The sequence below is a fragment of the Mechercharimyces sp. CAU 1602 genome, assembly GCF_024753565.1.
Classification (GTDB): Bacteria; Bacillota; Bacilli; order Thermoactinomycetales; family JANTPT01; genus Mechercharimyces.
In genome coordinates this window covers 1,750,629-1,774,961 of sequence record NZ_JANTPT010000001.1, presented here as the reverse complement: position 1 = coordinate 1,774,961, position 24,333 = coordinate 1,750,629, and the positions used below count along the sequence as shown (strand labels likewise).

At 44.3% G+C, this 24,333-nt stretch carries 26 protein-coding genes and 2 tRNA genes; 23 read left to right on the top strand and 5 right to left on the bottom strand.

What is annotated here, in order from left to right; translation table 11 throughout:
- The first annotated feature begins 13 nt into the window (after positions 1 to 13).
- Entirely contained in the window at positions 14 to 1,204 is a 1,191-nt protein-coding gene (locus tag NXZ84_RS09170) for an MFS transporter (RefSeq protein WP_258839949.1), read from the top strand.
- Between the two features lie 5 nt (positions 1,205 to 1,209).
- Here NXZ84_RS09170 and NXZ84_RS09165 read toward each other — a convergent pair whose 3' ends face one another.
- Entirely contained in the window at positions 1,210 to 1,767 is a 558-nt protein-coding gene (locus NXZ84_RS09165) for a hypothetical protein (protein WP_258839948.1), read from the bottom strand.
- 144 nt (positions 1,768 to 1,911) lie between these two features.
- On the opposite strand from NXZ84_RS09165, the gene NXZ84_RS09160 reads away from it, so the two are divergent.
- A complete protein-coding gene (locus tag NXZ84_RS09160) occupies positions 1,912 to 2,448 on the top strand; it encodes a GNAT family N-acetyltransferase (RefSeq protein WP_258839947.1) in 537 nt (178 codons plus the stop codon).
- A gap of 48 nt (positions 2,449 to 2,496) precedes the next feature.
- On the opposite strand, the gene typA is transcribed toward NXZ84_RS09160, so the two are convergent.
- Entirely contained in the window at positions 2,497 to 4,323 is a 1,827-nt protein-coding gene (gene typA / locus NXZ84_RS09155; protein ID WP_258839946.1) for a translational GTPase TypA, read from the bottom strand.
- Between the two features lie 292 nt (positions 4,324 to 4,615).
- On the opposite strand from typA, the gene NXZ84_RS09150 reads away from it, so the two are divergent.
- The 3 genes from NXZ84_RS09150 (at position 4,616) to NXZ84_RS09140 (ending at position 6,042) form a co-directional block, all read left to right on the top strand.
- The gene (locus tag NXZ84_RS09150) at positions 4,616 to 4,966 is read left to right on the top strand and encodes a DUF4870 domain-containing protein (protein WP_258839945.1); all 351 of its coding nucleotides are present in this window, start codon (positions 4,616 to 4,618) and stop codon (positions 4,964 to 4,966) included.
- 30 nt (positions 4,967 to 4,996) lie between these two features.
- Positions 4,997 to 5,575, top strand: a complete 579-nt coding sequence (locus NXZ84_RS09145) for a YdcF family protein (RefSeq protein ID WP_258839944.1) — start codon at positions 4,997 to 4,999, stop codon at positions 5,573 to 5,575.
- 110 nt (positions 5,576 to 5,685) lie between these two features.
- Positions 5,686 to 6,042, top strand: a complete 357-nt coding sequence (locus NXZ84_RS09140) for a DUF4870 domain-containing protein (RefSeq protein ID WP_258839943.1) — start codon at positions 5,686 to 5,688, stop codon at positions 6,040 to 6,042.
- Between the two features lie 57 nt (positions 6,043 to 6,099).
- On the opposite strand, the gene NXZ84_RS09135 is transcribed toward NXZ84_RS09140, so the two are convergent.
- On the bottom strand, positions 6,100 to 6,834 hold the full coding sequence (locus NXZ84_RS09135; protein WP_258839942.1) for a hypothetical protein: 735 nt from the start codon (positions 6,832 to 6,834) through the stop codon (positions 6,100 to 6,102).
- A gap of 237 nt (positions 6,835 to 7,071) precedes the next feature.
- Here NXZ84_RS09135 and NXZ84_RS09130 point away from each other — a divergent pair, with 237 nt between their 5' ends.
- The 11 genes from NXZ84_RS09130 to NXZ84_RS09080 all read left to right on the top strand — a co-directional run bounded on the left by NXZ84_RS09130 (position 7,072) and on the right by NXZ84_RS09080 (position 15,444).
- Positions 7,072 to 7,659: a TetR/AcrR family transcriptional regulator gene (locus NXZ84_RS09130; protein ID WP_258839941.1), complete on the top strand. Its 588-nt coding sequence runs from the start codon at positions 7,072 to 7,074 to the stop codon at positions 7,657 to 7,659.
- A 41-nt stretch (positions 7,660 to 7,700) separates the two neighbouring features.
- On the top strand, positions 7,701 to 8,609 hold the full coding sequence (gene paaA, locus NXZ84_RS09125) for a 1,2-phenylacetyl-CoA epoxidase subunit PaaA (protein WP_309495818.1): 909 nt from the start codon (positions 7,701 to 7,703) through the stop codon (positions 8,607 to 8,609).
- 18 nt (positions 8,610 to 8,627) lie between these two features.
- Positions 8,628 to 8,996: a phenylacetic acid degradation protein gene (locus NXZ84_RS09120; protein ID WP_258839939.1), complete on the top strand. Its 369-nt coding sequence runs from the start codon at positions 8,628 to 8,630 to the stop codon at positions 8,994 to 8,996.
- Between the two features lie 2 nt (positions 8,997 to 8,998).
- The gene (paaC, locus tag NXZ84_RS09115; protein ID WP_258840378.1) at positions 8,999 to 9,784 is read left to right on the top strand and encodes a 1,2-phenylacetyl-CoA epoxidase subunit PaaC; all 786 of its coding nucleotides are present in this window, start codon (positions 8,999 to 9,001) and stop codon (positions 9,782 to 9,784) included.
- A complete protein-coding gene (paaD, locus tag NXZ84_RS09110) occupies positions 9,765 to 10,295 on the top strand; it encodes a 1,2-phenylacetyl-CoA epoxidase subunit PaaD (protein ID WP_258839938.1) in 531 nt (176 codons plus the stop codon). Before paaC ends, paaD begins: the two co-directional genes overlap by 20 nt.
- A gap of 102 nt (positions 10,296 to 10,397) precedes the next feature.
- Positions 10,398 to 10,718, top strand: a complete 321-nt coding sequence (locus NXZ84_RS09105) for an EthD family reductase (RefSeq protein WP_258839937.1) — start codon at positions 10,398 to 10,400, stop codon at positions 10,716 to 10,718.
- Positions 10,715 to 11,569 (top strand): 3-hydroxyacyl-CoA dehydrogenase family protein, encoded by an 855-nt coding sequence (locus tag NXZ84_RS09100; protein WP_258839936.1) that lies wholly within the window; start codon positions 10,715 to 10,717, stop codon positions 11,567 to 11,569. Before NXZ84_RS09105 ends, NXZ84_RS09100 begins: the two co-directional genes overlap by 4 nt.
- On the top strand, positions 11,559 to 12,296 hold the full coding sequence (locus tag NXZ84_RS09095; RefSeq protein ID WP_258839935.1) for a 3-hydroxyacyl-CoA dehydrogenase family protein: 738 nt from the start codon (positions 11,559 to 11,561) through the stop codon (positions 12,294 to 12,296). The genes NXZ84_RS09100 and NXZ84_RS09095 overlap by 11 nt, the downstream gene beginning before the upstream one ends.
- On the top strand, positions 12,289 to 13,494 hold the full coding sequence (locus tag NXZ84_RS09090; RefSeq protein ID WP_258840377.1) for a thiolase family protein: 1,206 nt from the start codon (positions 12,289 to 12,291) through the stop codon (positions 13,492 to 13,494). Before NXZ84_RS09095 ends, NXZ84_RS09090 begins: the two co-directional genes overlap by 8 nt.
- Before the next feature lie 48 nt (positions 13,495 to 13,542).
- Positions 13,543 to 15,036: an aldehyde dehydrogenase family protein gene (locus NXZ84_RS09085; protein ID WP_258839934.1), complete on the top strand. Its 1,494-nt coding sequence runs from the start codon at positions 13,543 to 13,545 to the stop codon at positions 15,034 to 15,036.
- Positions 15,037 to 15,051: 15 nt separating this feature from the next.
- Positions 15,052 to 15,444, top strand: a complete 393-nt coding sequence (locus NXZ84_RS09080) for a thioesterase family protein (RefSeq protein WP_258839933.1) — start codon at positions 15,052 to 15,054, stop codon at positions 15,442 to 15,444.
- 71 nt (positions 15,445 to 15,515) lie between these two features.
- Here NXZ84_RS09080 and NXZ84_RS09075 read toward each other — a convergent pair whose 3' ends face one another.
- Complete coding sequence (locus tag NXZ84_RS09075; RefSeq protein ID WP_258839932.1) at positions 15,516 to 15,848, bottom strand: hypothetical protein; 333 nt, start codon at positions 15,846 to 15,848, stop codon at positions 15,516 to 15,518.
- Between the two features lie 204 nt (positions 15,849 to 16,052).
- Here NXZ84_RS09075 and NXZ84_RS09070 point away from each other — a divergent pair, with 204 nt between their 5' ends.
- The 4 genes from NXZ84_RS09070 to NXZ84_RS09055 all read left to right on the top strand — a co-directional run bounded on the left by NXZ84_RS09070 (position 16,053) and on the right by NXZ84_RS09055 (position 19,910).
- Positions 16,053 to 17,045 carry a LacI family DNA-binding transcriptional regulator gene (locus tag NXZ84_RS09070; RefSeq protein WP_258839931.1) on the top strand — a complete coding sequence of 331 codons (993 nt, stop codon included), beginning with the start codon at positions 16,053 to 16,055 and terminating at the stop codon, positions 17,043 to 17,045.
- Between the two features lie 162 nt (positions 17,046 to 17,207).
- A tRNA-Leu gene (locus tag NXZ84_RS09065) sits at positions 17,208 to 17,292 on the top strand.
- Positions 17,293 to 17,636: 344 nt separating this feature from the next.
- A tRNA-Pro gene (locus NXZ84_RS09060) sits at positions 17,637 to 17,713 on the top strand.
- Between the two features lie 214 nt (positions 17,714 to 17,927).
- The gene (locus NXZ84_RS09055; RefSeq protein WP_258839930.1) at positions 17,928 to 19,910 is read left to right on the top strand and encodes an SBBP repeat-containing protein; all 1,983 of its coding nucleotides are present in this window, start codon (positions 17,928 to 17,930) and stop codon (positions 19,908 to 19,910) included.
- A gap of 144 nt (positions 19,911 to 20,054) precedes the next feature.
- On the opposite strand, the gene NXZ84_RS09050 is transcribed toward NXZ84_RS09055, so the two are convergent.
- Complete coding sequence (locus tag NXZ84_RS09050; RefSeq protein ID WP_258839929.1) at positions 20,055 to 20,738, bottom strand: B3/B4 domain-containing protein; 684 nt, start codon at positions 20,736 to 20,738, stop codon at positions 20,055 to 20,057.
- Between the two features lie 114 nt (positions 20,739 to 20,852).
- On the opposite strand from NXZ84_RS09050, the gene NXZ84_RS09045 reads away from it, so the two are divergent.
- From NXZ84_RS09045 to queG, 3 genes are all read left to right on the top strand, one after another.
- A complete protein-coding gene (locus NXZ84_RS09045; RefSeq protein WP_258839928.1) occupies positions 20,853 to 22,556 on the top strand; it encodes an ABC-ATPase domain-containing protein in 1,704 nt (567 codons plus the stop codon).
- Between the two features lie 11 nt (positions 22,557 to 22,567).
- Positions 22,568 to 23,002 carry a ribonuclease HI gene (rnhA, locus tag NXZ84_RS09040; protein WP_258839927.1) on the top strand — a complete coding sequence of 145 codons (435 nt, stop codon included), beginning with the start codon at positions 22,568 to 22,570 and terminating at the stop codon, positions 23,000 to 23,002.
- A gap of 150 nt (positions 23,003 to 23,152) precedes the next feature.
- Positions 23,153 to 24,328 (top strand): tRNA epoxyqueuosine(34) reductase QueG, encoded by a 1,176-nt coding sequence (queG, locus tag NXZ84_RS09035; protein WP_258839926.1) that lies wholly within the window; start codon positions 23,153 to 23,155, stop codon positions 24,326 to 24,328.
- Positions 24,329 to 24,333: the final 5 nt, after the last annotated feature.

The window sequence follows — 24,333 nt, the reverse complement described above, 5'->3', positions numbered from 1 at the left end:
GGGAGATAGATGGATGATGGTAAAAGGCTGGACGCAAGGGCGATTTTCCTTGCTTATTTTTATCGTACTAACATCAGGGTTTGTTCAAGGACTACTGCTCCCATTGCAGGCAACGATTTTAGAACAACAAGGGATAAGTTCCAGTCTAAATGGATTGAACACGATGGCACTCTACCTAGGGGTACTTGTTGTGCTCCCTTTTTGTGGGGGTGCGGTGCGGCGCTTCGGATATCGGGGCGTGATTTTGATAGGAGGGGCAATGACGTTAGTTAGTGTTCTTTTATTTCCTCTTTTCTCTCATTTGACGATTTGGATCGTATTACGCTTGCTCGTTGGTGCAGGCGATAGCATGATCCACTATGCGACACAATTATGGGTTGCAATAGCGAGCCCAAAAGAGCAACGTGGAAAATTGATCTCACAGTATGGGGTTGCATTTGGTTTGGGATTTGGTCTGGGACCTCTAGGGGTAAATTTATTGGTATTTGGTGAGTGGGTACCCTTTGCAGTTATGGCGGTGCTCCTTATGTTAGCCATATTGTTAGCGGTACGTTTAGATCAAGCTTTCCCTCCGCAACAGAACAAAGAGAGGAAATATAGCTGGAAAAAAAGCATGCTCATGGTATATAGACTTGGTTTCGTCGGCTTAATAGCAACACTGATTTATGGATTTTTGGAGGCATCGATCGCGGGAATGTATCCTGTATATGGTTTGCGAGCAGGTCTTAGTTCTGGAATGATCTCCATCGTAATAACCGCTTTTATTTGTGGGAGCTTACTGTTACAACTGCCGTTGGGGATACTTAGTGATCGTTATGGACGAAGACGAATTTTGCTTTTCATAGCGATGATTGGGATGGTAGGGATGGCTCTACTACCTTGGGCACATACAACATCGGCATACATGGTTATATTGCTGTTTGCTCTGATGGGGGCATTTGTAGGTTCACTCTACTCACTAGGATTAGTTTTCCTAGCAGATAGGGTACCGAAGGAACAGATGCCAGAAGCCAATGCTCTAGCATCTGCACAATTTGCTATAGGTAGCATGATGGGACCGCTTATTGGCGGGGTCTTATTACAGACTATCGGTGGAGGAAGTTTATTTTACTTTTTGGCGTTGCTGTTTGCTGTTTTTATCGTGATGATTGTGATTGATCAATTACGTCCCATACATGCGGAGATGGAGTATCCAGCTGCGTGATTTTTCTAATTCTTACTAGAGTAGTGCTGCTTCGCTTGGGTTAGAATTTCTTTAGTTAAACGTTCACTTCTACCAGAAGAATTTTTGATCTCCTCTATGACAGTGGAAGGGAATATATTTTTGATTTCATCCATATAATTGACACCTTCTTGTGGAAGGTAATGTTGTGTGATTTGATAACTTCCATCTTGTAGTTGCTCTATAAAGAGAGCTAAGGGGAGTTGAATAGCAGAGCCTTCTTGTAATTCTCCTCCTTTTTTATTGTATTCGATCGCCTTTGCCCAAACATAGACACGCAGTTTGTTCTCTTTTACTTCGGTACCTAACACTTCGTGTGCGGCGAAAACGATTCCCTCCTCGCTTTGAATACCAATATGATCCACAATGTATTGGTTTAAATCGAGCCCTGCTATTATCTGCTCATGGTTGTCAAAAGTGGCTGTTTGATCTGTAGGAGGATTACCTGTAGGGGCTGATTCTTGTTGTTTGTCATTGCTGCTACATGCGCTAAGAACAAATAAGATGACAACAGTAGATAAGAATAATGACATATAGCGCTTCACGATCAAAACCTCCTCTTTTTCTTCTCTCTCTATCTTAGCGAATAATGAGGAGGAGGAATAGGGGGAAGCGAAAATGCGTCAATGAAAAAGAGAATTTTGGGAAACACCAAACGTCAGTAACGGGACACGAGAGGAGGCTTACGTTTGTTAAAAGAGCAGATATGGAATGTTCGTTTATATGACCCAGCACTAGATGAGGAAGAAGTTGTTCAACTTCATATCGATCTTTTACTAGAGCATTATCGTCTTTGGGCGCAGATATTGGATGAGGAGTATGATGTCAACGACGGTGAGCGACGTATAGTAGAACATGATGAACGGGCAAAGTGGGCACAAGAATTGCGCAGTAGTGTAAGCGATGATAATTGCCGAGTTTGGGTGTTTACTCACAGGGAGAATGAAGAGATTTTAGGGTTTTTGTATGTGGAAATAAGGCAAGACCATCTTACCTTTTCTCAAAGTGGGGTTATTAGTGAGATTCATGTTCATCCAGACTATCGACGACAGGGATTGGCGCGTTCCATTCTTCAGTATGGTGAGGCGTGGTTTGATGAACAAGGGATATCTCACCGCCAAGTGTTTGTTACGAGTAATAATCTAGCAGCTGTTAAATTATACCGTACCTGTGGGTATGAAGTAGCCGATTATCGCATGGTGAAAAAAGAGAAACCAAAAAAATAAACACCCTTGAAACCATCTGGTTTCAAGGGTGTTTTTATAAAAGAGGTTTTATTCTCGGCGACCGCCTTGTTTAGCTAAACGACGGCGTTCGTTTTTAGCCAGGACGCGTTTACGAATACGGAAAGATTCCGGAGTAACTTCCAATAATTCGTCTTCGGCTAGGTATTCGAGTGCATCATCTAGTGATAAGTCTTTTGGTGGTTCCAAACGAAGGGAGTCATCGGAGCCGGAGGCACGGAAGTTGGTTAATTGCTTTTTCTTACAAACGTTAACCTCCAAGTCGCCCTCGCGAATATGTTGTCCGACCACCATGCCTTCGTAGACGGGTGTTCCAGAAGGGATGAAAAGCTGCCCTCGCTCTTGAGCGGCATGTAAACCATAGTTGTTTGTTTCACCAGGCTCCCAAGCTACGAGTGACCCATGGCTACGGGTTTGGATATCCCCTGTAAAGGGTTGGTAACCAGCAAATAGAGTATTGATTAATCCTTCACCACGGGTAGCAGTGAGGAATTGTTGCCGGAACCCGATCAATCCACGAGTTGGGACGAGGAAAGTGTAGTGAATGAGACCATTATCGCGCAGTTGCATATCTTGCATCTGCCCTTTACGTTGTCCGAGCAATTCAACTACGGCGCCTTGGTAAGCTTCACTCACCTCTACCTCAACACTTTCGAAGGGTTCATGCCACTTGTCTTCGATCTTTTTCAGAATCACTTCAGGCTTGCTCACTTCAAATTCGAAGCCTTCTCGGCGCATGTTTTCAATTAAGATACCGAGATGAAGTTCACCACGACCGGAGACATAAAATGTTTCCGCGGAATCCGTTTCTGCCACCTTTAGAGCCACATCGCGTTCAGATTCCAAGTAGAGGCGTTCGCGCAGTTTACGGGAGGTGACAAATTTACCTTCACGTCCAGCGAAAGGACTGGTGTTAATACCAAAAGTGACACGCAAAGTAGGTTCTTCCACTTTAATACGAGGCAACGCACGTGGGTTGTCTGCATCTGCGATGGTATCCCCAATGCCTACATCGCCTAATCCTGTCAATGCGATAATATCTCCGCAAGTGGCTTCCTCTACTTCCACACGGTTCAGCCCTTGATGAGTAAACACCTGTGCTGCTTTTACAGGTAGATGAGAACCATCTTCTGTAATATGAATCAGGGGTTGATTTTTTTGAATGCGTCCGCTGTTTAGACGACCAATGACGATTTTACCTTTATAGTCATCAAAGCCCATCAGAGTGGCTTGCATCTGTGTTGGCTCATCTAATGAAACATTAGGGTGAGGCAAGTACTCAACGATTTCTTCAAAAAGAGGCTCCAGGTTTTCTGTGAGCTCTTCGGGTTCTTTTCCAGCAATACCAGCAAGTGCACTTGTATAGATGACTGGGAATTCAGCTTGTTCCTCTGTTGCTCCCAAATCGACAAATAGGTCAAAAGTGGTATTGATCACATAATCTGGACGTGCGTTGGCGCGATCGATTTTATTGACGACCACGATTACTTTGTGACCACGTGAAAGAGCTTGTCGAAGCACAAACTTGGTTTGTGGCATGGGGCCTTCTACTGAGTCGACCAGAAGAAGTACACCGTCTACCATATTCATGACGCGCTCTACTTCACCACCGAAATCAGCGTGTCCTGGGGTATCAATAATATTGATCTTAATATCTTGATAGGTGATAGCTGTGTTTTTTGACAAAATGGTGATCCCACGTTCACGTTCCAAGTCGTTGGAATCCATGACGCGATCATCTACATGTTGGTTATCACGAAAAATTCGGCTCTGTTTGAGCATCGCATCAACGAGAGTGGTTTTACCGTGGTCAACGTGAGCGATAATAGCTATGTTACGGATATCAGTTGGTTTCATGTAATGTAGGTACGCACCTGTGGCGCACCCACCTCCCTTTTATCATTAATCACATCTCTTCACCGTGTGAAGAGATCGTTGTATCCCGAAATCATTTGCATCCAAAGGGAAATTATATCATAGTAGCGACGGGATGACTACTCTTTCAACAAGACCAACCTAAGGTGGTTTATCATACATATTTACAATGAAAAGGGGATTGCGCCTGGTCAATAATAGTATTACCGTATAGAATGAATAAAACGCCTAGCAATATAGAGGATTGTGAAGAAAAAAAGAGGGGGAGAGTAGAATGACGACAACAAAAGAGGAACGCACATGGGGGATGATTTGTCATCTTAGTGCACTCATAGCCTATTTGACAGTAGTCCCTCTAGGGACGATTATTGCGCCATTGGTGGTTTGGCTGTGGAAGAAAGAGGAGTCTTCATTTATTGACTACAACGGAAAGGAATCCATAAACTTTCAGATTAGCTTTTTAATCTACGTGTTAGTTGCTTCTCTATTATGTTTTATTCTCATAGGTTTTATTATTTTGCCTATCTTATATGTGTGGGGAATAATCTGTACAGTTTTAGCCACTGTGCAAGCAAAAAAAGGCGAGGAGTATCGTTATCCGCTGACTATTCGTTTCCTACGATAGAAAAAGAGGGGAGAAAGGAAAGGGGATATGGTGAAGAAAAAAAGATGGGCTGTGGTATTGGGGATTCCCCTACTAATCGGTTTAGGTGGCTTTGTGTATGTGTGGAATTTAGTCTCTGCCCATGATGAGACAGCGATGCCGACAGAAAAAAGAGATGTAGCCATTGTTCTAGGGGCGGCATTGTGGGAGGGAAAGCCAAGTCCTGCATTGGAAGAGCGGCTTCAGATGGCGCTTCAACTTTATAAAGAGAAGCGCGTGGATGTGTTACTTCTCTCGGGAGGAGTAGGAGATGATGGCATCTCGGAGGCGGAAGGAATGAAGCAATATTTGGTCGAAGAGGGGGTTCCGGTAGGGGCACTTCTACTTGAGGAACAGGCAAGAAGCACAGAAGAAAACTTACGTCATGCCCGTACTTTGATGAAGGAGAAAGGACATCACACAGCTTATCTGGTCACCCATGATTATCATATTTATCGTGCACTCAAGTATGCTCATAAAGCGGATGTTACGGCGAAGCCGGCGGCGGTTCATTCAGAAGTGTTATGGATGGGCTTTCATAAGACGAGGGAATCACTTGCTGTAATGAAAGGCAGTTTGTTTGATTGGTAAGGAAAAAGTAATAAAACGGAGTAAAAGCGTGTATGAATGATCGAGATTGAGCGTAAAGATAAGGGGATCAACCAGCTAAAGTTAGTTGGTGGAGCGAGGAGGAGTGGAAATTGAGTCAAACTCTCTCTGAAAAAGAGGAGCGCGCTTGGGCGATGTGGTGTCATTTGAGTGCCTTGATTGGATATTTTCTTATTCCTTTTGGCAATGTATTAGGACCTCTTATAATCTGGCTCATCAAAAAAGATGATTCTAATTTCATTGATCAGCAGGGAAAAGAGTCGCTTAATTTTCAAATCACTATCACGGTATATATGATCGTATCCATTATCTTGATGGTGATTTTGATTGGGTTTGTACTGGCTGCTGTTCTTTACGTGGGGGCGTTGGTATTTATGATTATAGCCTCGATTAAAGCAAACGAGGGTAAAGAGTACCGCTATCCACTCACGATTCGCTTTATTGGATAGACAGCTTGTTGATAAGCCACCTGGTCTGATGACGAGGTGGCTTATTGTTGTACTACTTTATCTTTCAATTGTGAGTGGGCCCACTTCCATCGATGTAAATGATAATGCTTCATCAAAGGCAGCTTTCTGATCGATAAATTTATAGGAGTTGGAGATTTCACCACTATCTAAGTTGATCGGGGCTAGGATGAGTGAATCTCCATAGTAAGCGATTACCACATGGGGAGATGGAGAGAGAGTAACTAAATACTCCTGTTGATTTTGTGCGATGATTGAGCCGCTGGAATATGAGATAGAAACCACGATAAGTGCGAATGTGATCATGGCTGCTTTGAGGCGACGAGAATAGACGAGCATGAAAAGGAACCATGCTGCGAATAAGTAAGTGAGATAAACCCCTAGGATGAATGGAAACTTAGCCCAAGAGAAAGTAAAATTCATTTTGGTAGCCAATAGGATGCCGATCGCAGTGATAAGCAGGAAGGGAAAGAGATGGCGTCCATACTTTTGCATAAATGGACTGTCGATCGCAATGATGAGAATGAGAAAACAAATGACGAGAATGGAGATCGAGAGGATAACGGTATTTATTCCGATGTCAATAAACATAGAGGGAATTCCAAAATAACTCTTGTAGGCAAGGTCACTAAGATAGGCGGAGAAGTAACCTAGTCCTGTGATTCCTGCAAGGATGAGCCCATCAGATAAAAGTTTGGAGGCATAATTAAACAATGGATTTGAAGAGGTGGGGTGTGGTTTTAGTGAAAGAGAGCGGCGGTTTAATCCAATCATGTAAGAGCCTCCGTTTGTTAGAGTAGTGGTGTTTAAAGCTGAATGTCAGGTGATAGGTTCCTTTTTCATACATACCTTTACTATTGTACTGAAGAGAGCATAGAAGGAAAATAGTAAAAGTCATATTTATGAAAATGAATAAGGTGGAGGTACCTAATGATGATTGACAATACGAACTAATTGTTATATTCTAAAAACAAGCAAGCGCTTGTATTGAGAAGAAGTGGAGAAAATCTGATGGGACGAAGTCAAAGGCGTGAAGAGATTATTGAAGTGGCGAGCCGCTTATTTCATTCACAAGGATATGCAGCCACAACGATCCGAGATATTGCCGAACAAGCAGGGTTGTTGTCAGGAAGCTTATATGCTCATATCCAATCAAAAGAAGATTTATTATATGAGATTAGTTGTCGTGGTGCAGATGCTTTTTTAACAGCAATTACCCCCATTGTGACAGAAGCGGGTACAGCAGAGGAGAAATTGCGTCGTGCCTTAGCTGCGCATGCACAAGTGGTAGCCGATCATTTAGAAGCGGCGACCGTATTTTTTCATGAATGGAAAGCGCTTTCGTTTGAGCGGAGAGAAAAAATTCAAGCGAAGAGAGATGAGTATGAAGTTTGTTGGTCACAGATTATTGTGTCAGGGATGGAGACCGGGGAGTTTCGACAAGAAGACGAAAAATTTATTCGGCTTTTACTTCTCTCAGTGGCTAACTGGATGTATGAGTGGTATCGCCCTGATGGGGAATTGCCGCCGAGAAAAATTGCCGACCGATATGCGGACATTTTGCTGGAGGGTCTAGCAACAAAGAAAAAGGGGGGATAGACGTGAGTGAAAGACAGGAGGGTGAACATACGGTTCGTTTTATGGAGCGGCTGCAAAGTGGTGACAAGATAGAGGCGACAGATTGGATGCCAGAAGAGTACCGTAAATTGCTCATCAAGTTGATTCATATGCATGGTGTAAGTGAGATTATGGGTGTGTATCCCGAGAAAGAGTGGGTGCCAAAAGCACCTACGTTAAGGAGAAAACTAGCATTGATGGCCAAGGTGCAGGATGAGATGGGACATGGTCAATTGCTTTTACGAGTAGTGGAGGATTTAGCGGCTCCCTTGGGTGTGTCACGGGAACAGTTAATAGCGGATATATATCTGGGAAAAGTGAAGTTTCATAATGTTTTCCATATGAAAACGTACTCGTGGGCAGATGTGGGTGTAATTGGATGGCTGGTCGATGGTGCAGCTATTATTAACCAGACCGCTCTACTAGATACCTCGTATGCCCCATATGCACGTGTATTAAAGCGAATTTGTGCAGAAGAGAGCTTTCATATGCAGCACGGTGAAAATATTGTGTTAGCGCTAGCAGGAGGGACAAAAGAGCAGCGCAAAATGTTACAGGAAGCCGTTGATCGATGGTGGGAACCATTGCTGTTTTTTTTCGGTCCGCGCGAGGTAACACAAGCAGCGCAGAGAATGATAGATTACCGTATCCGTACGAAGACGAATGAAGAATTACGACAGCAATTTTTTGATAAATATGTGCCTCGAATGAAGTCTATCGGACTTAGAATTCCAGATCCACACCTCCATTATGATGAGGAGAAACAGTGTTGGATGTACACGGATCCGGATTGGAAGTGGCACCAAGAGATGGTAGTAAAAAATAAGGGGCCCATGTCGTCAGAACGAATTGTTTTACGAAAAGAAGCGCATGAAGGGCAGCGGTGGGTACGTGAAGCGATGATGTACGCATCTGCACATCGAAGCGGATAAGGTAAGGAGGGGAGTAAAGTGAGTCAACAAGGACAGCAAGGGGAATATGAAATCTATGAAGTTTTTGTTCAGAAAACACATAAGGATATGCACATGCATGTGGGGAGTGTAAAAGCGCCTTCAGCGGAGTTTGCACTCCAGGTTGCACGCGAAAACTTTTTACGTCGGGATGAGGCAATCAGCTTATGGGTGGTGCGACAAGCGGTAATTCATCATGCCCCAGGGGAGCGATTTTTTACACGTTCGATGGATCGGAGTTATCGGGAAGTGAAGGGTTATACGGAAAATGGTCGTTTATGGCGTACCTATCGTGAACATCCGTTACCCGTAGAGAAGGAAGAGCAGAGGGTGACTAAAAGCGAAGCGGTAGAGGAGGGATCCGTTTGATAATGATAGATGAACAGAGATCCGAACACCCCGTCTATCGCTCGGCGGTACGGGATCTTCTCTATCAACTGGCAGATGATGAGCTGTGTATCGGACATCGCGCTTCAGAGTGGCTGGGGAAAGCACCTGATCTGGAGGGAGATGTCGCGTTTGCTTCGATTTCGCAAGATGAAGTGGGACATGCGTTATGTTACTATGAGCTACTTCATGAGTGGGGAGAACCAGAACCAGATGCCCTCGCATTTATGAGAACACCAAACGCATGGCGAAATGCAGTGTTGGTAGAGCGAGATAATGGGGATTGGGCACATACGATTGTACGTCATTTTTTCTACGATATGTTTGATGACATTCGACTCGAGGCGCTGGAACGAAGTAGTTATGCTCCGTTGGCACAAGCGGTGGAGAAAATTCGTAGGGAGGAGCATTATCACCTGCTTCACTTCACACTTTGGTTTACTCGACTGTTGCAAGCGGGAGGGGAAGCACGACAACGGATGGAAAGAGCAATCTCTGACATCTGGCCCGATGTAAGTGGCTTGTTTTCCTTAGGGGAGAAAGAAGAGCAATTATGTGATTGGGGAATTATGCCGTTATCTTCTGTGCACATACAAGAGAAGTGGGAAATGAAGATGCGTGCACTTTTTGCAGAAGTACAGCTACCCTGGCCAGGGGAACTTCCACAACAGGCGATAGCGGGACGAGTGGGACAACATACACCTGCATTAACAAGTTTGTTAGCTACGATGACGGAGGTGCTGCGTGTAGATGCTACTGCTCTCTGGTAAGACGAAGAGCACTGAGCTAGGAGTGATAAAAGTGATAGTGAGTGAGCAGGAGATATGGTTGGAGCTACAAGAAGTGAAAGATCCCGAAATTCCAACTGTAAGCGTTGTGGAACTGGGGATGGTGCAGGAGGTGGAAGTTGACGGTTGTCGGGTTAATGTATTCCTCATCCCTACTTTCGTCGGATGTCCTGCAATTGAAATGATCAAGAAAAATGTGAAGGAACGTCTCCTGGCTTTAGCGAATGTAGAGGAAGTAGTCGTCACTTTTTTGCGCACACCGATTTGGACAAATGATCGTATTTTACCTGTCGGGAAAGAAAAATTAAAAAGCTTTGGAATTGCACCCGCACAAAGCACACTGAAAGAGCATGCTCCTCCTTCCATTCCAGCATGTCCGTACTGTGGAAAGGAAGAAGGTGAGGTAGAAAATCTATTTGGTTCAGCCGCTTGCCGCTCTCTGTATTACTGTAAAAATTGCAGACAACCATTTGAAGCGATGAAACCAGTATAGAATCATGGTGCGAAAAAATGTATGCGCTTTCATATGTATGGAAAGCAGGGTGAGAATCAAGAAAGAAGTTCGTAAAAACCAATGTTTAAAGGAGAATGATCAATGCATAAGCTCGTAGCTATTTACAAGCAACCGGAAGATACCTCTACGTTTGATGAGCATTATTTTCATGTTCATGCCCCACTAGCAAAAAAAATGCCAGGCTTAAAGAAGATTGAAGTGACACGTTTTACGGGCACGCCGATGGGAGATAATGCTCCTTACTATTTGCAGGCAGATTTATATTTTTCTGATCGAAGTAGCTTGGATGCTGCTATGGGCTCTAAAGAAGGGAGAAGTGCGGCGAAGGACGTGATGGGATTTGCAGGGAAACTGGTTACGATGATGGTGGGAGAAGTAGTGACCGAAGAGGATCTAGTGTGATTTTTCCTCGCATAGCGGTAATCGGTGCAGGTACTATGGGAGCAGGTATTGTGGAGTGTTTCGTGCGCGCAGGTTGCACGGTTCAACTATACGATGTGGATGAAGAAAAAGGAAAGAGGGCATTGGAGCAGCTCTCACAGCGGTTTGCTAAGCGAGTGGAGAAAGGAAAGATGAGTGATAGTGAACGGGATGAATGGCTTACCCGAATTCAACTGATTCCTCAATTGTCCCAATTGAAGGAGATTGAGTTGGTGATTGAGGCCGTTATCGAAGATTTGGATGTAAAACGAGAGTTATTCGCAGTCTTAGAGTCGTATGTGGGTGATAATACGATCCTGGCAACAAATACATCCTCCTTTTCCATCACGGAGATAGCGGGGATGACAACCTTTTCACATCGTGTATTAGGGTTACACTTCTTTAATCCAGCTCCCGTTTTGCCTTTAGTAGAGGTTATTCGTGGAATGAAGAGTGGTCAAAAGGAAGTAGAGCAGGTATTGTCGTGGGTGAAGTTGATTGGAAAAGAGCCAGTTATTGTTGAAGACTCACCTGGATTTTTGGTGAACCGGCTGGCACGTTCGTTTCATACAGAAGCGTACCGTTTGGTCGGTGAGCGTATCGCTAGTAAAGAACAAGTGGATCAACTGCTTACAGATAATGGTTTTGCGATGGGTCCGTTTGCATTGCAAGATTTGATAGGCATAGATGTAAATTATGCCGCTTCACTCTCTATCTTTGAACAATTTTACTATGATGCCCGCTATCGTCCTCACTATTCTCAGCGGTTGCTGGTTGAAGGTGGACAGTTAGGAAGGAAGAGCGGAAGGGGGCATTATTCGTATGAGGGATAGAGTATGGCTGATCGGAGAAGGTCCACTTTTAGAAGAAATGTATGCTTTCTTAAATGAGAGGGATTGGCAGGTAGTGATAGAAGGGGAACCACTGCGGGAGAGGAGATTCTCAGCAGTTGTTGATGTGCGCAGTGGAGCAATAGAAGAGAAGGAAACCGTATTACGGCGTGTTGAAGAGTGGATTGATCCTTCGGTTCCTATTTTCTCTTCTGCTTTGCATGTTTCAGCTACGCGGATTGCGTCATGGTTGAAACATCCTCAACGGATCTATGGTTTTTCCCCTCTGTTGATGGCGGAAAAAAAGATAATGGAAGTAAGCCGACCTATGCAGGCTGAAGAAGAAGGATGGGAGAAAGGAAGAGTATTCTGGGAACGAATGGGCATGCATGTGGAAGTAGTGGGTGATGAACCGGGATTAGTATTTCCGCGTACACTGGCTTTACTGGTTAATGAGGCTGCCCTCGTTCTCAATGAAGGGATTGCATCGAGGGAAGATATTGACCGCGCGCTCTGTTTAGGAATGAATCTCCCAACGGGTCCCTTATCCTGGGCTGATCGGGTGGGAATTGATCAAGTAATTTGGGTGTTGACTGGCTTAGTAGAAGAGCTGGGAGATGATCGGTACCGGCCCACCCCGCTCTTGCGGAGAATGGTTTATGCTGGACGGACGGGGGTAGCAGTAGGAAGAGGGTTTTATACTTACGAAGAGAGTGATGCACATGCGTGAAGCGGTCATTGTGGATGCTGTTCGGACACCGATTGGACGTTTTCGTGGGAGTCTGCGAGAGGTGCGTCCAGATGATATGGCTGCCCATGTACTGCGGGCTTTAATCGAACGAAATCCTACACTGCCCCTGGAGCAAGTGGAAGATGTGTTTTTTGGTTGCACCAATCAGGCAGGTGAGGATAATCGTAATGTGGCACGTATGTCATTATTATTGGCAGGTTTTCCTCAAGAAGTAGCGGGAGTAACCGTTAATCGCCTTTGTGGTTCTGGTTTGGAAGCAGTAAATCAGGCTGTATCGACTTTGCATATGGGGTGTGGCGACGCATTTGTTGCAGGGGGAGTGGAAAGCATGACGCGCGCGCCCTTGGTGATGCTTAAGCCGGAAGAACCGTTTGTGCGTGGAGAACAGATGATGGTAGATACGACCTTAGGTTGGCGTTTTGTTAACCGAAGATTGGCAGCAATGTATCCTCCACTCGCTATGGGGGAGACGGCCGAAAATGTAGCCAAAAAATTTGATATTACGAGAGAAGAACAAGATGAATTTGCTCTTCAGAGCCAGAAGCGTGCAACCGAGGCGTGGGAAGAGGGGCGTTTTTCTACTGAGGTTGCTCCGATCACTGTTATCGGCAAAAACAAAGATCACGTTTTATTTCAAAAAGATGAGCATATACGTCCGTACACAGATAGGGAGGCATTGGCGAAACTAAAACCGGCCTTTACTAGCACTGGAACCGTGACCGCAGGTAACTCTTCAGGAATTAACGATGGGGCAGCCGCTCTTATCATAATGGAACGAAAGCGAGCAGATTCATTAGGGCTCAGAGCACGAGCACGAATTGTCTCTTTTGCTGTCGCGGGGACTGATCCCGATTATATGGGGATGGGACCCGTTTATGCGACCAAAAAACTTTTGCACCGAACTGGGATTTCTAGTGAGCAGATTGATTTAATTGAATGTAATGAAGCATTTGCGGCACAGACGCTGGCAGTGATGAAAGTGATGGAATGGGATCCGAACAAGGTAAATGTGAATGGCGGGGCCATCGCATTGGGGCATCCTTTAGGGGCTAGTGGAGCACGGTTGGTAACAACGCTCGTACATGAGTTGGAACGTCGACAGGGTCGTTATGGCTTAGTTACGATGTGTATTGGTGTTGGTCAAGGGATTGCTACTCTGATTGAGCGAATAGAGTAGATGTGGGGATAAGTGATAAATTTCTAAAGGGAAAAGGAGAGGTATAAGATGTTAAAAAGCTCTATTGTAAAAGAGATGTACCCATTGTTTATTAATGGTGAATATGTACAAAGTTCCTCAGAGGAGACTTTCCCAACCTATAATCCCGCCACAGGGAAGCCGTTGGCACAAATTGCAAAAGCAAATCGTGAAGATGTAGACCAAGCTGTGAAAGCTGCAAGGTTGGCGTTGGAAAAGGGAAAGTGGGCAAAGTGGCCAGCCTCGCGCAGAGCTCAGATTTTAAATCGAATCGCGGGTATCATGAGGGAGCGCTTTGAGGAATTATGTGAGCTAGAGGTATTAAATAGCGGCAAGTCATTATCGGCGGCGCAGGGGCAAGTACATCAAGCAATAGAAGATTTTGAGCTGTATGCGGGTGCATGTACCACTTTGTCAGGTCAGACAAAGCCAGTTCCTAATGGATTCTTCCACTACACAAAGAAAGAACCAGTAGGGGTGTGTGCTCAAATTATTCCATGGAACTATCCATTGATGATGGCGGCGTGGAAAGTAGCCCCTGCATTAGCAGCGGGATGTACTATCGTTTTGAAACCAGCTAGTCTTACTCCTATTACAGCTTATGTATTAGCTGATATTTGCCACGAGGCGGGGGTGCCTAGTGGTGTGATAAATGTGGTAACAGGAAGCGGCGCTGATATCGGGGCTTATCTGACAGAACATCCAGGTGTAGATAAAGTTGCTTTCACAGGTGAGACCAACACAGGTAAAGATATTATGAAAAATGCTTCTGCTACTTTAAAGCGGATTACGTTAGAATTGGGTGGAAAATCTCCTAATCTTGTGTTCGCTGATGCGGATTTAGAAGGAGCAGTCGATGGTTCTCTTTTTGGGATCTTTTATAATACTGGACAATCGTGCGAAGCACGTTCTCGGCTATTTGTGCACGAGTCTATTTATGATTCATTTATTGAGCGGTTTGTGGAGAAGACGAAAAAATTGAGGCTGGGTAACCCATTACAGAAAACGACCCAGATTGGCGCTATAATTTCCGCGGCACAGTGCGATACGATTGATTCCTATGTCCAATCTGCGATAGCGGAAGGAGCACGTGTGTTGTGTGGGGGTAAGCGCCCTGAGGGTACGGATTTTCAAGAGGGGCATTGGTATGAGCCGACGGTCATCGTAGACTGTCATAATCAGATGAAGGCAGCCCAAGAAGAGATATTCGGACCGGTTGTGATGATCATGAAGTTTAAAGAGGAACAAGAAGCGATCCAATTAGCCAATGAAACAGAATTTGGGTTAGCAGCGGCGGTGTGGACGCAAGATTTCTCCCGTGCACATCGGGTGACAGAGAAGCTGAAAGCAGGGGTAGTAATGATCAATACGCCTTTCTCTGCTATGCCAGGATTGCCTTTTGGTGGGTATAAACAGTCAGGCTTCGGGCGTGAACTGGCGATTGAGTCCCTGGACCTTTATTCAGAAACGAAAAGTGTTCTCTCTTTTATTGGGCCAAAACCGCTTAATCCGTTTGGTGTGTAAAAAGGAGGGAACGGGTTGAAACCAGGTTTGATTCCCGGTATACGGAAAGAGAAAACCATTACCGTCAAGGAAGAGATGGTGGCCTCTTTTGGAGGGGTGAAAGTGCACCCAGCTCTTTCCACTGTGACAATGGTCTACTATATGGAGTGGGTGGGGCGGGAAATTATTCTCCCTTATTTAGAAGAGCATGAGGAAGGGATCGGAGCTAAAATCCAAGTTGTACACCATGCCCCAGCTCCAATAGGAAAAGAAGTTACGTTTGTCGCAGAAGCGGTAGAGGTAAAAAAGCGTCAAGTGATATGTCGAATAGAAGCTCATCATGATCGTGCAGTGGTGGGGTCAGCTCATTTTACGCAAGCAATCTTACCTAAAGAAGAAATCAAGGTACGAATTCAGGAAATGAATTAGAAAAAGCCAGTTAGGGCCGGTTGCTCTAACTGGCTTTGTTATCATATTGGGGGGAGATGCAATAATTATAATTACTGCTTTGGAATCCCTAATTCTTTCAATTTCTTTTTTGTTGTTGTCGTTCCGAGATCATAGATCTTTTGATATAAATCCTGCAGAGCGTAATCATATTCTTTGTCTTCTTGTGAGGCAGAGTCGGCGACTAAGAAGGGAACGTGGGTTTTGATTAGACCGTCGAAGTCTTCTTTGGCAGTTCTTTCAAAGAGAATTTCTAGTTCATTTCGTTCATCTGTTGTAGCTTCAATCTCAAAATCATAAAATGCATCGTTCTCATCTTTGGTTTCGCGAATTTCAGCTGGGGATTCTCCAGAGTGAAACGCGACGTAATATATTTTTTTATCCATGATGTCACCTTTCTTTATTGATCGTTTTACAAAAGAATAGGTAAGGCTGGTGTGATAAATACTTGCTTATATCTTCACCTAACCGTCTTTTTCCATACATTCTAATCTTGACTTTAAGGGTTACTGATAATAGGGTTGTGGTATTAGAGGTGTAGAGGAAGTGAGTTTGTTAAAACAAAGACTTTATAGAAGAAGGGGAGAGACATGACAGCGACCTTATATGATGTCGCTGTGCGTGCCGGTGTTTCTGTCTCCATAGTTGCACGAGTCATCCATCAGAGCAAAAACGTGGAACCAGACGTTCAGCATCGAGTACAGCAAGCGATAGAAGAATTGAAATTTAGACCCAATTTGTTTCTTCAGCGTAAACAAACGCAACAAGTGGTTACGATTGCGCTCATCATCCCCGATTTAGAAAACCCTTTCTTTTCAAAATTAGCACGAGCGGTAGAGACAGCTGCGAGACAGAGAGGGTATACGGTTTTTATTTGTGTATCTGACGATCGTGCTGATCGCGAAAAAATATATATTGATACATTAAAAAAGAATTTGATCGATGGGATCATCTTAGCCTCCAATACTTTGGGACCTGAAGATCTATATGAAATGAAGATTAACGCCATCCCTTTGGTTGTATTAGACCGTATGGACCATGTGCGTGATCACGATCTATGTACCGTTCTTTCTAATAATCGTAAGGGGGCAAAAAAAGCGGTTCAGCATCTGATCGAGATCGGATGTGCTAAAATTGCTCATATTGCAGGACCAGAAGCGATCTTACCAGCGAAGGAACGAAGGCAAGCATACTGTGAAATGATATATCCTCATCGTATCGTTACTGGGGACTTAACATTGGATGGAGGTATGCAAGCAATCCAATCCTTACTAGAACTTGAACCTGAGGTAGATGGAATCTTCGTCGCCAATGATTGGATGGCGATAGGAGCTGTAAAGATGCTAAAGCATCTAGGGAAGCGGATTCCCGAAGATATTGCAGTATGCGGCTTTGATGGCATTGAACTAGGGGAGATGATCGACCCTCCATTAACGACGGTGGCGCAACCAATAGATGAAATGGGAGAGGTAGCTGTAACGATTTTGATTCAAAAGATAGAAGGAAGAGATTTTGCTCGTTCGGATACATATGAATTAGAGGGTAAGCTCATGATTAGAGAATCGACCACAAAAGGGGTATGAAGATAAAACCTTTGTGGAAAGCGATTCTCTTTTTTCTGCTTTGTTGAAAACAAAAAATAAAAATTATGTCTTTTCCTATTCACTTGACGAAGGAGTGGAATGCATAGTATAGTATTACTTGTCAGCGAGATATCAGCAATATCATTTGCCTTTTTACACCAAGCCGAAGTGGCGGAATTGGCAGACGCGCACGACTCAAAATCGTGTTCCTTCGGGAGTGTCGGTTCGACCCCGACCTTCGGTACCATACCAAGAGAGCAGAGTTCGTATCATACGGGCTTTGCTCTCTTTTTTTAGGTAAGCATACTAATATCTACTGAGGATGTTGTGGGTCTGAGTTGGGCGGATAGATATAAGAATATTTTAACTTATATTTAAAAAAGATAGAGATGAAGAAAAATGGTACCAACTAACTAAATATATAGGTAAACAAACGGCTATAGTCGTTGGAATGACAGGGTTTTACCACTATATGAAACTTTTTATATCTAAAATGAAAAAAACCGTTGACTTTAAAGCTCTGTATAACGTATAATAAATCTTGTAAGAGAGAGCAACAAACAAACATTCGGGTCAGATAAAACAACATAACGGGACGTGGCTCAGCTTGGTAGAGCACCTGGTTTGGGACCAGGGGGTCGCAGGTTCGAATCCTGTCGTCCCGACCACACAGGACAAGTCTTTGAGGACTTGTCTTTTTTATTTTTTTCACAGAGTGTAGGCGAATCGCAAACGTATATCGTGACTGTGGATGAAAGAAACACCGTGAATAGATAAAAGGTAATCCCAAGTATACATAGTAGGTCGTTCTTTTTTTGACTCATTCTTAAATTAGGTGTTATAGCATAGTCTACAGTAGCGTATTGAGGAGGAGGGAGAGGAATGATACAAAGCCATGTTCTTCGCAATTTAAGTGATGCAGGAATTGACTATGCTTATTGTCCTCATGGAGTAGTCCTTACCTTACAAGACTCTTACGAATTGATGCTGACATTTGAACATACAGGTACAGGGCGATGGTATGAGGAAAAAATATATAGCGAAGAGAGCGAAAGTTGTGTGAAATCGTCTTGGTATTCTTCGGTATGGTCAGGAGTGGACCTCTGTTTTACGGAATTCGAGGGGTCTTTAAAATATGATGTGTATCTTTCTCCGGGTGCAAAGGTGACAGATGTTCGATTAAGGTACTTGGGTGCAACCGGCTTATCTATAGATAAGGATGGTAACTTATGTGTGGACACCCCATATGGAGAGTTGATAGAACAGAAACCTAGCGGTAGTCAATGTATAGGGGGAGAGAGTATCGAGGTTCCGATTCAATTTAAACTTCTTGGGGAGGGATGGTTTGGTTTTGCGTGTGATACATGGCCTTATCCTGATTTGCCTTTGGTCATCGATCCCCTCCTTCTTTATTCAACGTACGTGGGAGGAAGAGGGGATGACGTGGGGAATGCGATTGCGGTGAGTACGAGTGGTCATGCATATGTTACAGGAACGACATTTTCCGACGATTACCCCATCACCACAGGTGCATTTCAAAGTATAAAGCCGGGAATTAATAGTGCTTTTATTACACAGCTGAACGTAAACGGAACATCACTTATCTACTCTACTTACTTGGGAGGGAATATGGGAGACTTCGGTTGTGGTATTGCCGTTGATGAAGAGGGAAGTGCGTATGTGACCGGCTCCACCCTGTCGAAGGACTTCCCCATTACTTCAGGTGCGGCACAAACCGTATTTGTTGGAGACGAAAGCTCGGTTTTTGCTAGTAAATTAAATGCAAGTGGAGCCTCCCTGCTCTACTCTACTTTTATTGGTGGTCGCAATGATGATGAAGGGAATGCGATTGCGATTAATAATAATGGAGAGGCATTTATAACGGGTACAACTCTTTCAAGGGATTTCCCAGTGACACGAGGGGCGTTTCAACAAGAGCTAAAAGGGACGACTGCAGCTTTTGTTACACACTTGAATGATACAGGAACTTCATTTTTGTATTCCACGTATTTAGGTGGGGGAATGGAAGATGGCGGTTTTGGAATTGCAGTAGATGGAGCAAGCTCAGCATATGTGACCGGCTCCACCTTCTCTTTTGACTTTCCCGTCACAAGTGGTGCCTTCCAAACCCAATTGGCAGGAAGCTCAGATGCGTTTGTTACCAAGTTTAATTCTGCAGGCTCTTCTCTGGTTTACTCAAGCTTTCTTGGGGGTAGTGGTGGCGATGTAGGTAGGGGAATAGCGGTGGATCAAGATCGGGATGCTTATGTAATAGGTATTACGGCATCAACCGATTTCCCCGTTACTGCAGGTGCCTTTCTAACGATGGCATCAGGGGGATCGGCATTTGTGACCAAAGTAAATGATACGGGGACTTCACTTGTTTATTCCACCTATCTTGCCAATGATACGATAGGATTAGCGTTGGCCGTGGATTCGATTGGGAATACATGGATTACAGGTAGTGTCTCATCTCTTCAGTTTCCTACTACAGAAGATGCATTTTCACCTCGCTTTAATGGAGGCTCAGAAGATGCCTTTATTTCACAGCTAAGTTTGACTGGTGCAAATTTAATCTATTCCTCTTACTTGGGGGGATCAAACTTAGATATTGGTTCAGGAGTGGCTGTGGATGGGAGAGGAAATGCGTATGTAGCAGGGCAAACAGAGTCGGTCAATTTCCCTACTACTCCGGGAGCTTTCCAACGAATGTTGGCAGGCGGATGCGACGTGTTTGTAAGTAAAGTTGGTTTGTCGGCAGTACAAGGGGTTACTGGCGCTACCGGCCCTACAGGCCCCCGCGGACCTCGGGGGCCTCGGGGAGCACGAGGTCCGCGGGGAATGGGAGGCACGGAGCAGGCTTAAGGTAGATAAGTGTGAGATGTTGTTCGGATCACATTTGCAGGTGATTGATAAATCTCGTCATCTACGCTCAATCTATGAGGCGGGAGATTTTTATGATGAATAGTGTGAGAAATGATAGGCTGTCTAGAAGATCTAGACAGCCTATCATTCTACAATCGTCGTTTGACGCACTTCGCCACCATTTACTTGAGTAAATAAAGTACTTACCTCATGAGCGATGGAGTGAAGAGAGGACGCTGTTGCTCCTTTAAAAGAGAAGATCACTTGCAGGCAATTCGTTGTTTCCTTCGTTACTTGACTTATTTGTGAATCGACATAAGGGCTGCCGAAGGGGCGATTCACATCTTGTAATACAATCTTATTTGCTAGGGAGATTTCACGTCCATTGAGACCGAGATAGTGATCTTCTGTGTTCCCGATTGTACAGGTAATGGGCGAGGTAAGTGCAGAAGCGTTGTAGATGCCAAAGGGGAGAAGATAGCGAAGGGAAAAGAAGTTATTGGCGTCAACAGCGCTATTGACAAAATAAAAAGGATCTCCTTTTAAGATGCGTCGTAGCAGGGCTTCCGCAGACGGGCGATAACGGGATGGAGAACTGCCCACTTGTTTGAATGCATGTCGGAAGAGTTGAATAGGGGGCAACTCGGTTATAGTGGTCGTCTCATATTCCAAGCGTAAATGCTCCGTAAATAGCTGGGTACGATCTTGGAACATGTGTGAAGAGTCGTTAATTTCACACCCTACATAATGAAGGAGCGCTAATTGAAGATCGGGTACTCGTTCCTTTAGCTTGTTGTCTAACGTGAGTGAGATCAATTTGCGATTCACCTTCCCTTCGATATAACATAGAGAAGTATAGTGTAAGTAGTACTCGTTTCTTCTCTACTTTAGCCAGTATAACATGAGAAATTGGGGCTACATAACAAGGAGGAAACAGCTGTTATGTTAGAACAATCGTTAATACGAATCGATGGGAAAGGGTATAAGGCATACAAAGATATTCAAGGGGAGTATGCTTTTCCTGATTACACTTTGTATATTGATTATGTACAAGGGGATCCTTTTGCCTCACCATCACGAATCCGCGTGCGGATGGAACAAAAGAAAGCACGATATCAGTTAGAATGGTTTAAAGATGACTATCGCAGAGTCGCATTAGAAGATTTGATATTACGAAAATGGGTGGATAAAATCAAGCATTATGCTTTCCGTGTTCATGGAACAGGTAAAAGTGGCATGATGATGGTAGATACACCAGGGCAGGAGATCCTCCCTCGAACGGCTGTTGTAGTAACATCCGAGTATGTAGAGGTGCGGATGTCGGTTGGCTTACCTGCACAAGGCCGTCGGGTATTGGGCAGAAAAGCGGCACAAATGTTGTGTCAGGATCTCCCGCAGTTGGTGGCAGAAGCGTTACCGATGGAGAAAGTAGGATTGAACGCAATAGAGAAAAGAATGAGATTAATAGATAATCAGCGAGCGATTCGTCACTATCTTAAAAAACATCATGCAGTTGCCTTTGTGCAAGATGGTGCGATATTACCACGAGCGAGTGGAATTAGCGACCGTCCTTTGTCAGAGGGAAATGTGGTACCATTTGTGTCGCCGGAAACGATGTGTGTAGAAATTAACGTTCCCCATGGTGAAGTGATTTCTGGGATGTTAATCCCTCGAGGGATTACATTGATCGTAGGAGGTGGCTATCACGGCAAAAGTACACTGTTACGAGCATTGGAGCGGGGTGTATATGATCACGTAGAAAGCGATGGTCGTCACTACGTGATCACGGATGATCATGCGATCAAGGTGAGAGCGGAAGATGGACGGAGAGTGGAGAAAGTAAATATATCTCCGTTTATTAATAACCTTCCATTAGGGGGGGAAACCACTCGCTTTTCATCAGAAGATGCGAGCGGGAGTACTTCGCAAGCTGCAAATATTATGGAAAGCTTGGAAGTAGGGGCATCCACTCTCTTAATTGATGAGGATACCAGTGCGACTAACTTCATGATCCGGGATGGACGCATGCAAGAACTAGTCACTAAAGGGAAAGAGCCCATTACTCCTTTTATCGATAAAGTGAAGCAACTGTTTGAGGAGAAGGGAGTATCTAGTATCCTGGTGTTAGGTGGATCAGGTGATTATTTCGATGTGGCAGACCATATCATTATGATGGATGAGTATCGTCCCTATGAAGTAACAAAGAAAGCTAAGGATATTGCGCGTATACACACGCACAACCGTAAAGCTGAGGGCGGTAGTTTCTTTGGTGATGTAACAGCACGGGTAATGATGGCGCATAGTTTTGATGCGCGCAAAGGCAAGAAAGAGAAAGCGGATGCAAAAGGATTACATCAAATCATATATGGAAATACAGAGTTAGATTTATTGGGACTAGAACAATTAGTCGATCGTAGTCAAACACGTGCGATTGCGGATATGATGAGAGTGCTGGAAAAGCGCATGGATGGGAGTAAAACTCTTATGCATGTATTGGAGGAGCTATATAAACAAATCGAGAATGAAGGATTAGATTGTATCTCACCTTATCAACGAGGAGTGCATCCAGGGGATTTGGCGCTTCCACGTATGTTAGAATTGGCGGGTGCGATTAATCGCCTACGTACATTAAAAGTGCGAGTATAGGGGGCGTCGTGATGAAAGAAATACAGATTTACACTGATGGTGCGTGTTCTGGTAATCCGGGGCCGGGCGGTTGGGCGGCAGTTTTGCTGTATGAGGGAATGCGAAAAGAAATCTCGGGTGGTGAGAACCAAACCACCAATAATCGCATGGAATTGACAGCTGCGATAGAGTCACTAACCTGCTTGAAAGTTCCTTGTCAGGTGAAACTATATACTGATAGTGCTTATATGGTTAATGCCTTTCACCAAAAGTGGATTGAGAATTGGCAGAAGAACGGCTGGGTAACAAAAGGAAAAAATAAGCCAGTAGAAAATAAAGATTTGTGGCAGCGTTTGATTGCATTAACGCATAAACATAAGGTAGAATTTATTAAGGTAAAAGGGCATAGCGATGATGAGTTAAATAATCGATGTGATGAATTGGCGCGAGCTGCGGTACCGCGCTAGACGTAATATATAAATGGTGTAGCAGATTTTATATCAGTGATGACAGGATTGTAGCTTTCCTTCATGGTGCAAAAAGGGACCTGAAAGGGGGCTATTTCCTGTTTTAAAATCAGATATTGATAGATTACAAAAGGTGGGGAGGGGATAGGTGTGCATTCAGCAGAAATCAAGGCAGCATTGCAGGCATACGCGGGTGAGATTGGCATTGATCAGATCGGCTTCGCCTCGGCAGATCCATTTGTGGAACTAAAAGAACGGCTTGTTCGTCATCGGGAACTTGGATATGAGTCAGGGTTTGAGGAACCCGATTTAAAAAAACGTACGGAACCAACAGAGACTATACCTGCGGCTAAATCAATTATTGCGATCGCATTAGCCTACCCCTCAAAGATGCCTCATCCTCCGCGTTCTAAGGAAGGTGAGTATCGAGGCATTTTTGCACGTGCTTCGTGGGGAACTGACTATCACCATGTACTTCGAGCTAAGTTGGAAAAGTTACAGCAAAAATTATTAGAATTGGTTCCTGTGGCAACAAGCGAGATAATGGTAGATACTGGTGTGCTCTCTGACCGAGCTGTTGCTGAACGAGCGGGAATTGGCTGGAGTGGTAAAAATACATCCATTCTTTCCCCTCATCTGGGTTCGTGGATTTATTTGGGTGAGATGGTGACAGATATCTATCTTCCTCCTGATCAACCAGTAACACAGAGCTGTGGAGAGTGCACAGCATGCATGGATGCATGTCCTACAGGTGCATTGGTTCAACCAGGGCAGCTTAATGCACAAGCTTGTATTGCATATTTAACGCAAACAAAAGGGTTTTTAGCGGAGCAATATCGAGAGAAGCTGGGAAATCGTCTCTACGGATGCGATACGTGTCAAGTTGTTTGTCCGATTAATCGCAAAGTGAATTTTACACATCAAGAAGCTTTTACTCCAGACGTAGAAGAGGTAAAACCATTACTTAAGCCGTTACTAACGATGAGCAATCGTCAATTTAAGAATCGGTTTGGGCATATGGCGGGTTCGTGGAGAGGAAAAAAACCGTTGCAACGAAATACGATAATTGCGCTGGCGCACTTTAAAGATCATTCTTCCATCCCGTTATTACAACAACTGCTACAAGAAGATCCACGTCCTGTCATTCGAGGTACGAGTGCTTGGGCACTAGGAAAGATTGGGGGGGAATCTGCAATGGAGGCACTCCAATTGGCACAAGTGAGCGAAGAAGATGAAGAAGTGTGTGCTGAGATTGCGCAAGCATTGATACGTTTGGAGAAGGAAAGTTCTCATCGAGAAGAGAAAGAGAATGTAACATTTGGTTAGAGAGT

Coding starts and splice junctions, on each gene's coding strand:
- NXZ84_RS09170 (WP_258839949.1), top strand. CDS start 14: ATGATGGTAAAAGGCTGGACGCAAGGGCGATTTTCCTTGCTTATTTTT.
- typA (WP_258839946.1), bottom strand. CDS start 4,323: ATGAAACCAACTGATATCCGTAACATAGCTATTATCGCTCACGTTGAC.
- NXZ84_RS09150 (WP_258839945.1), top strand. CDS start 4,616: ATGACGACAACAAAAGAGGAACGCACATGGGGGATGATTTGTCATCTT.
- NXZ84_RS09135 (WP_258839942.1), bottom strand. CDS start 6,834: ATGATTGGATTAAACCGCCGCTCTCTTTCACTAAAACCACACCCCACC.
- NXZ84_RS09130 (WP_258839941.1), top strand. CDS start 7,072: ATGGGACGAAGTCAAAGGCGTGAAGAGATTATTGAAGTGGCGAGCCGC.
- paaA (WP_309495818.1), top strand. CDS start 7,701: ATGGAGCGGCTGCAAAGTGGTGACAAGATAGAGGCGACAGATTGGATG.
- paaC (WP_258840378.1), top strand. CDS start 8,999: ATGATAGATGAACAGAGATCCGAACACCCCGTCTATCGCTCGGCGGTA.
- paaD (WP_258839938.1), top strand. CDS start 9,765: ATGCTACTGCTCTCTGGTAAGACGAAGAGCACTGAGCTAGGAGTGATA.
- NXZ84_RS09105 (WP_258839937.1), top strand. CDS start 10,398: ATGCATAAGCTCGTAGCTATTTACAAGCAACCGGAAGATACCTCTACG.
- NXZ84_RS09095 (WP_258839935.1), top strand. CDS start 11,559: ATGAGGGATAGAGTATGGCTGATCGGAGAAGGTCCACTTTTAGAAGAA.
- NXZ84_RS09090 (WP_258840377.1), top strand. CDS start 12,289: ATGCGTGAAGCGGTCATTGTGGATGCTGTTCGGACACCGATTGGACGT.
- NXZ84_RS09085 (WP_258839934.1), top strand. CDS start 13,543: ATGTTAAAAAGCTCTATTGTAAAAGAGATGTACCCATTGTTTATTAAT.
- NXZ84_RS09075 (WP_258839932.1), bottom strand. CDS start 15,848: ATGGATAAAAAAATATATTACGTCGCGTTTCACTCTGGAGAATCCCCA.
- NXZ84_RS09070 (WP_258839931.1), top strand. CDS start 16,053: ATGACAGCGACCTTATATGATGTCGCTGTGCGTGCCGGTGTTTCTGTC.
- NXZ84_RS09055 (WP_258839930.1), top strand. CDS start 17,928: ATGATACAAAGCCATGTTCTTCGCAATTTAAGTGATGCAGGAATTGAC.
- NXZ84_RS09045 (WP_258839928.1), top strand. CDS start 20,853: ATGTTAGAACAATCGTTAATACGAATCGATGGGAAAGGGTATAAGGCA.
- rnhA (WP_258839927.1), top strand. CDS start 22,568: ATGAAAGAAATACAGATTTACACTGATGGTGCGTGTTCTGGTAATCCG.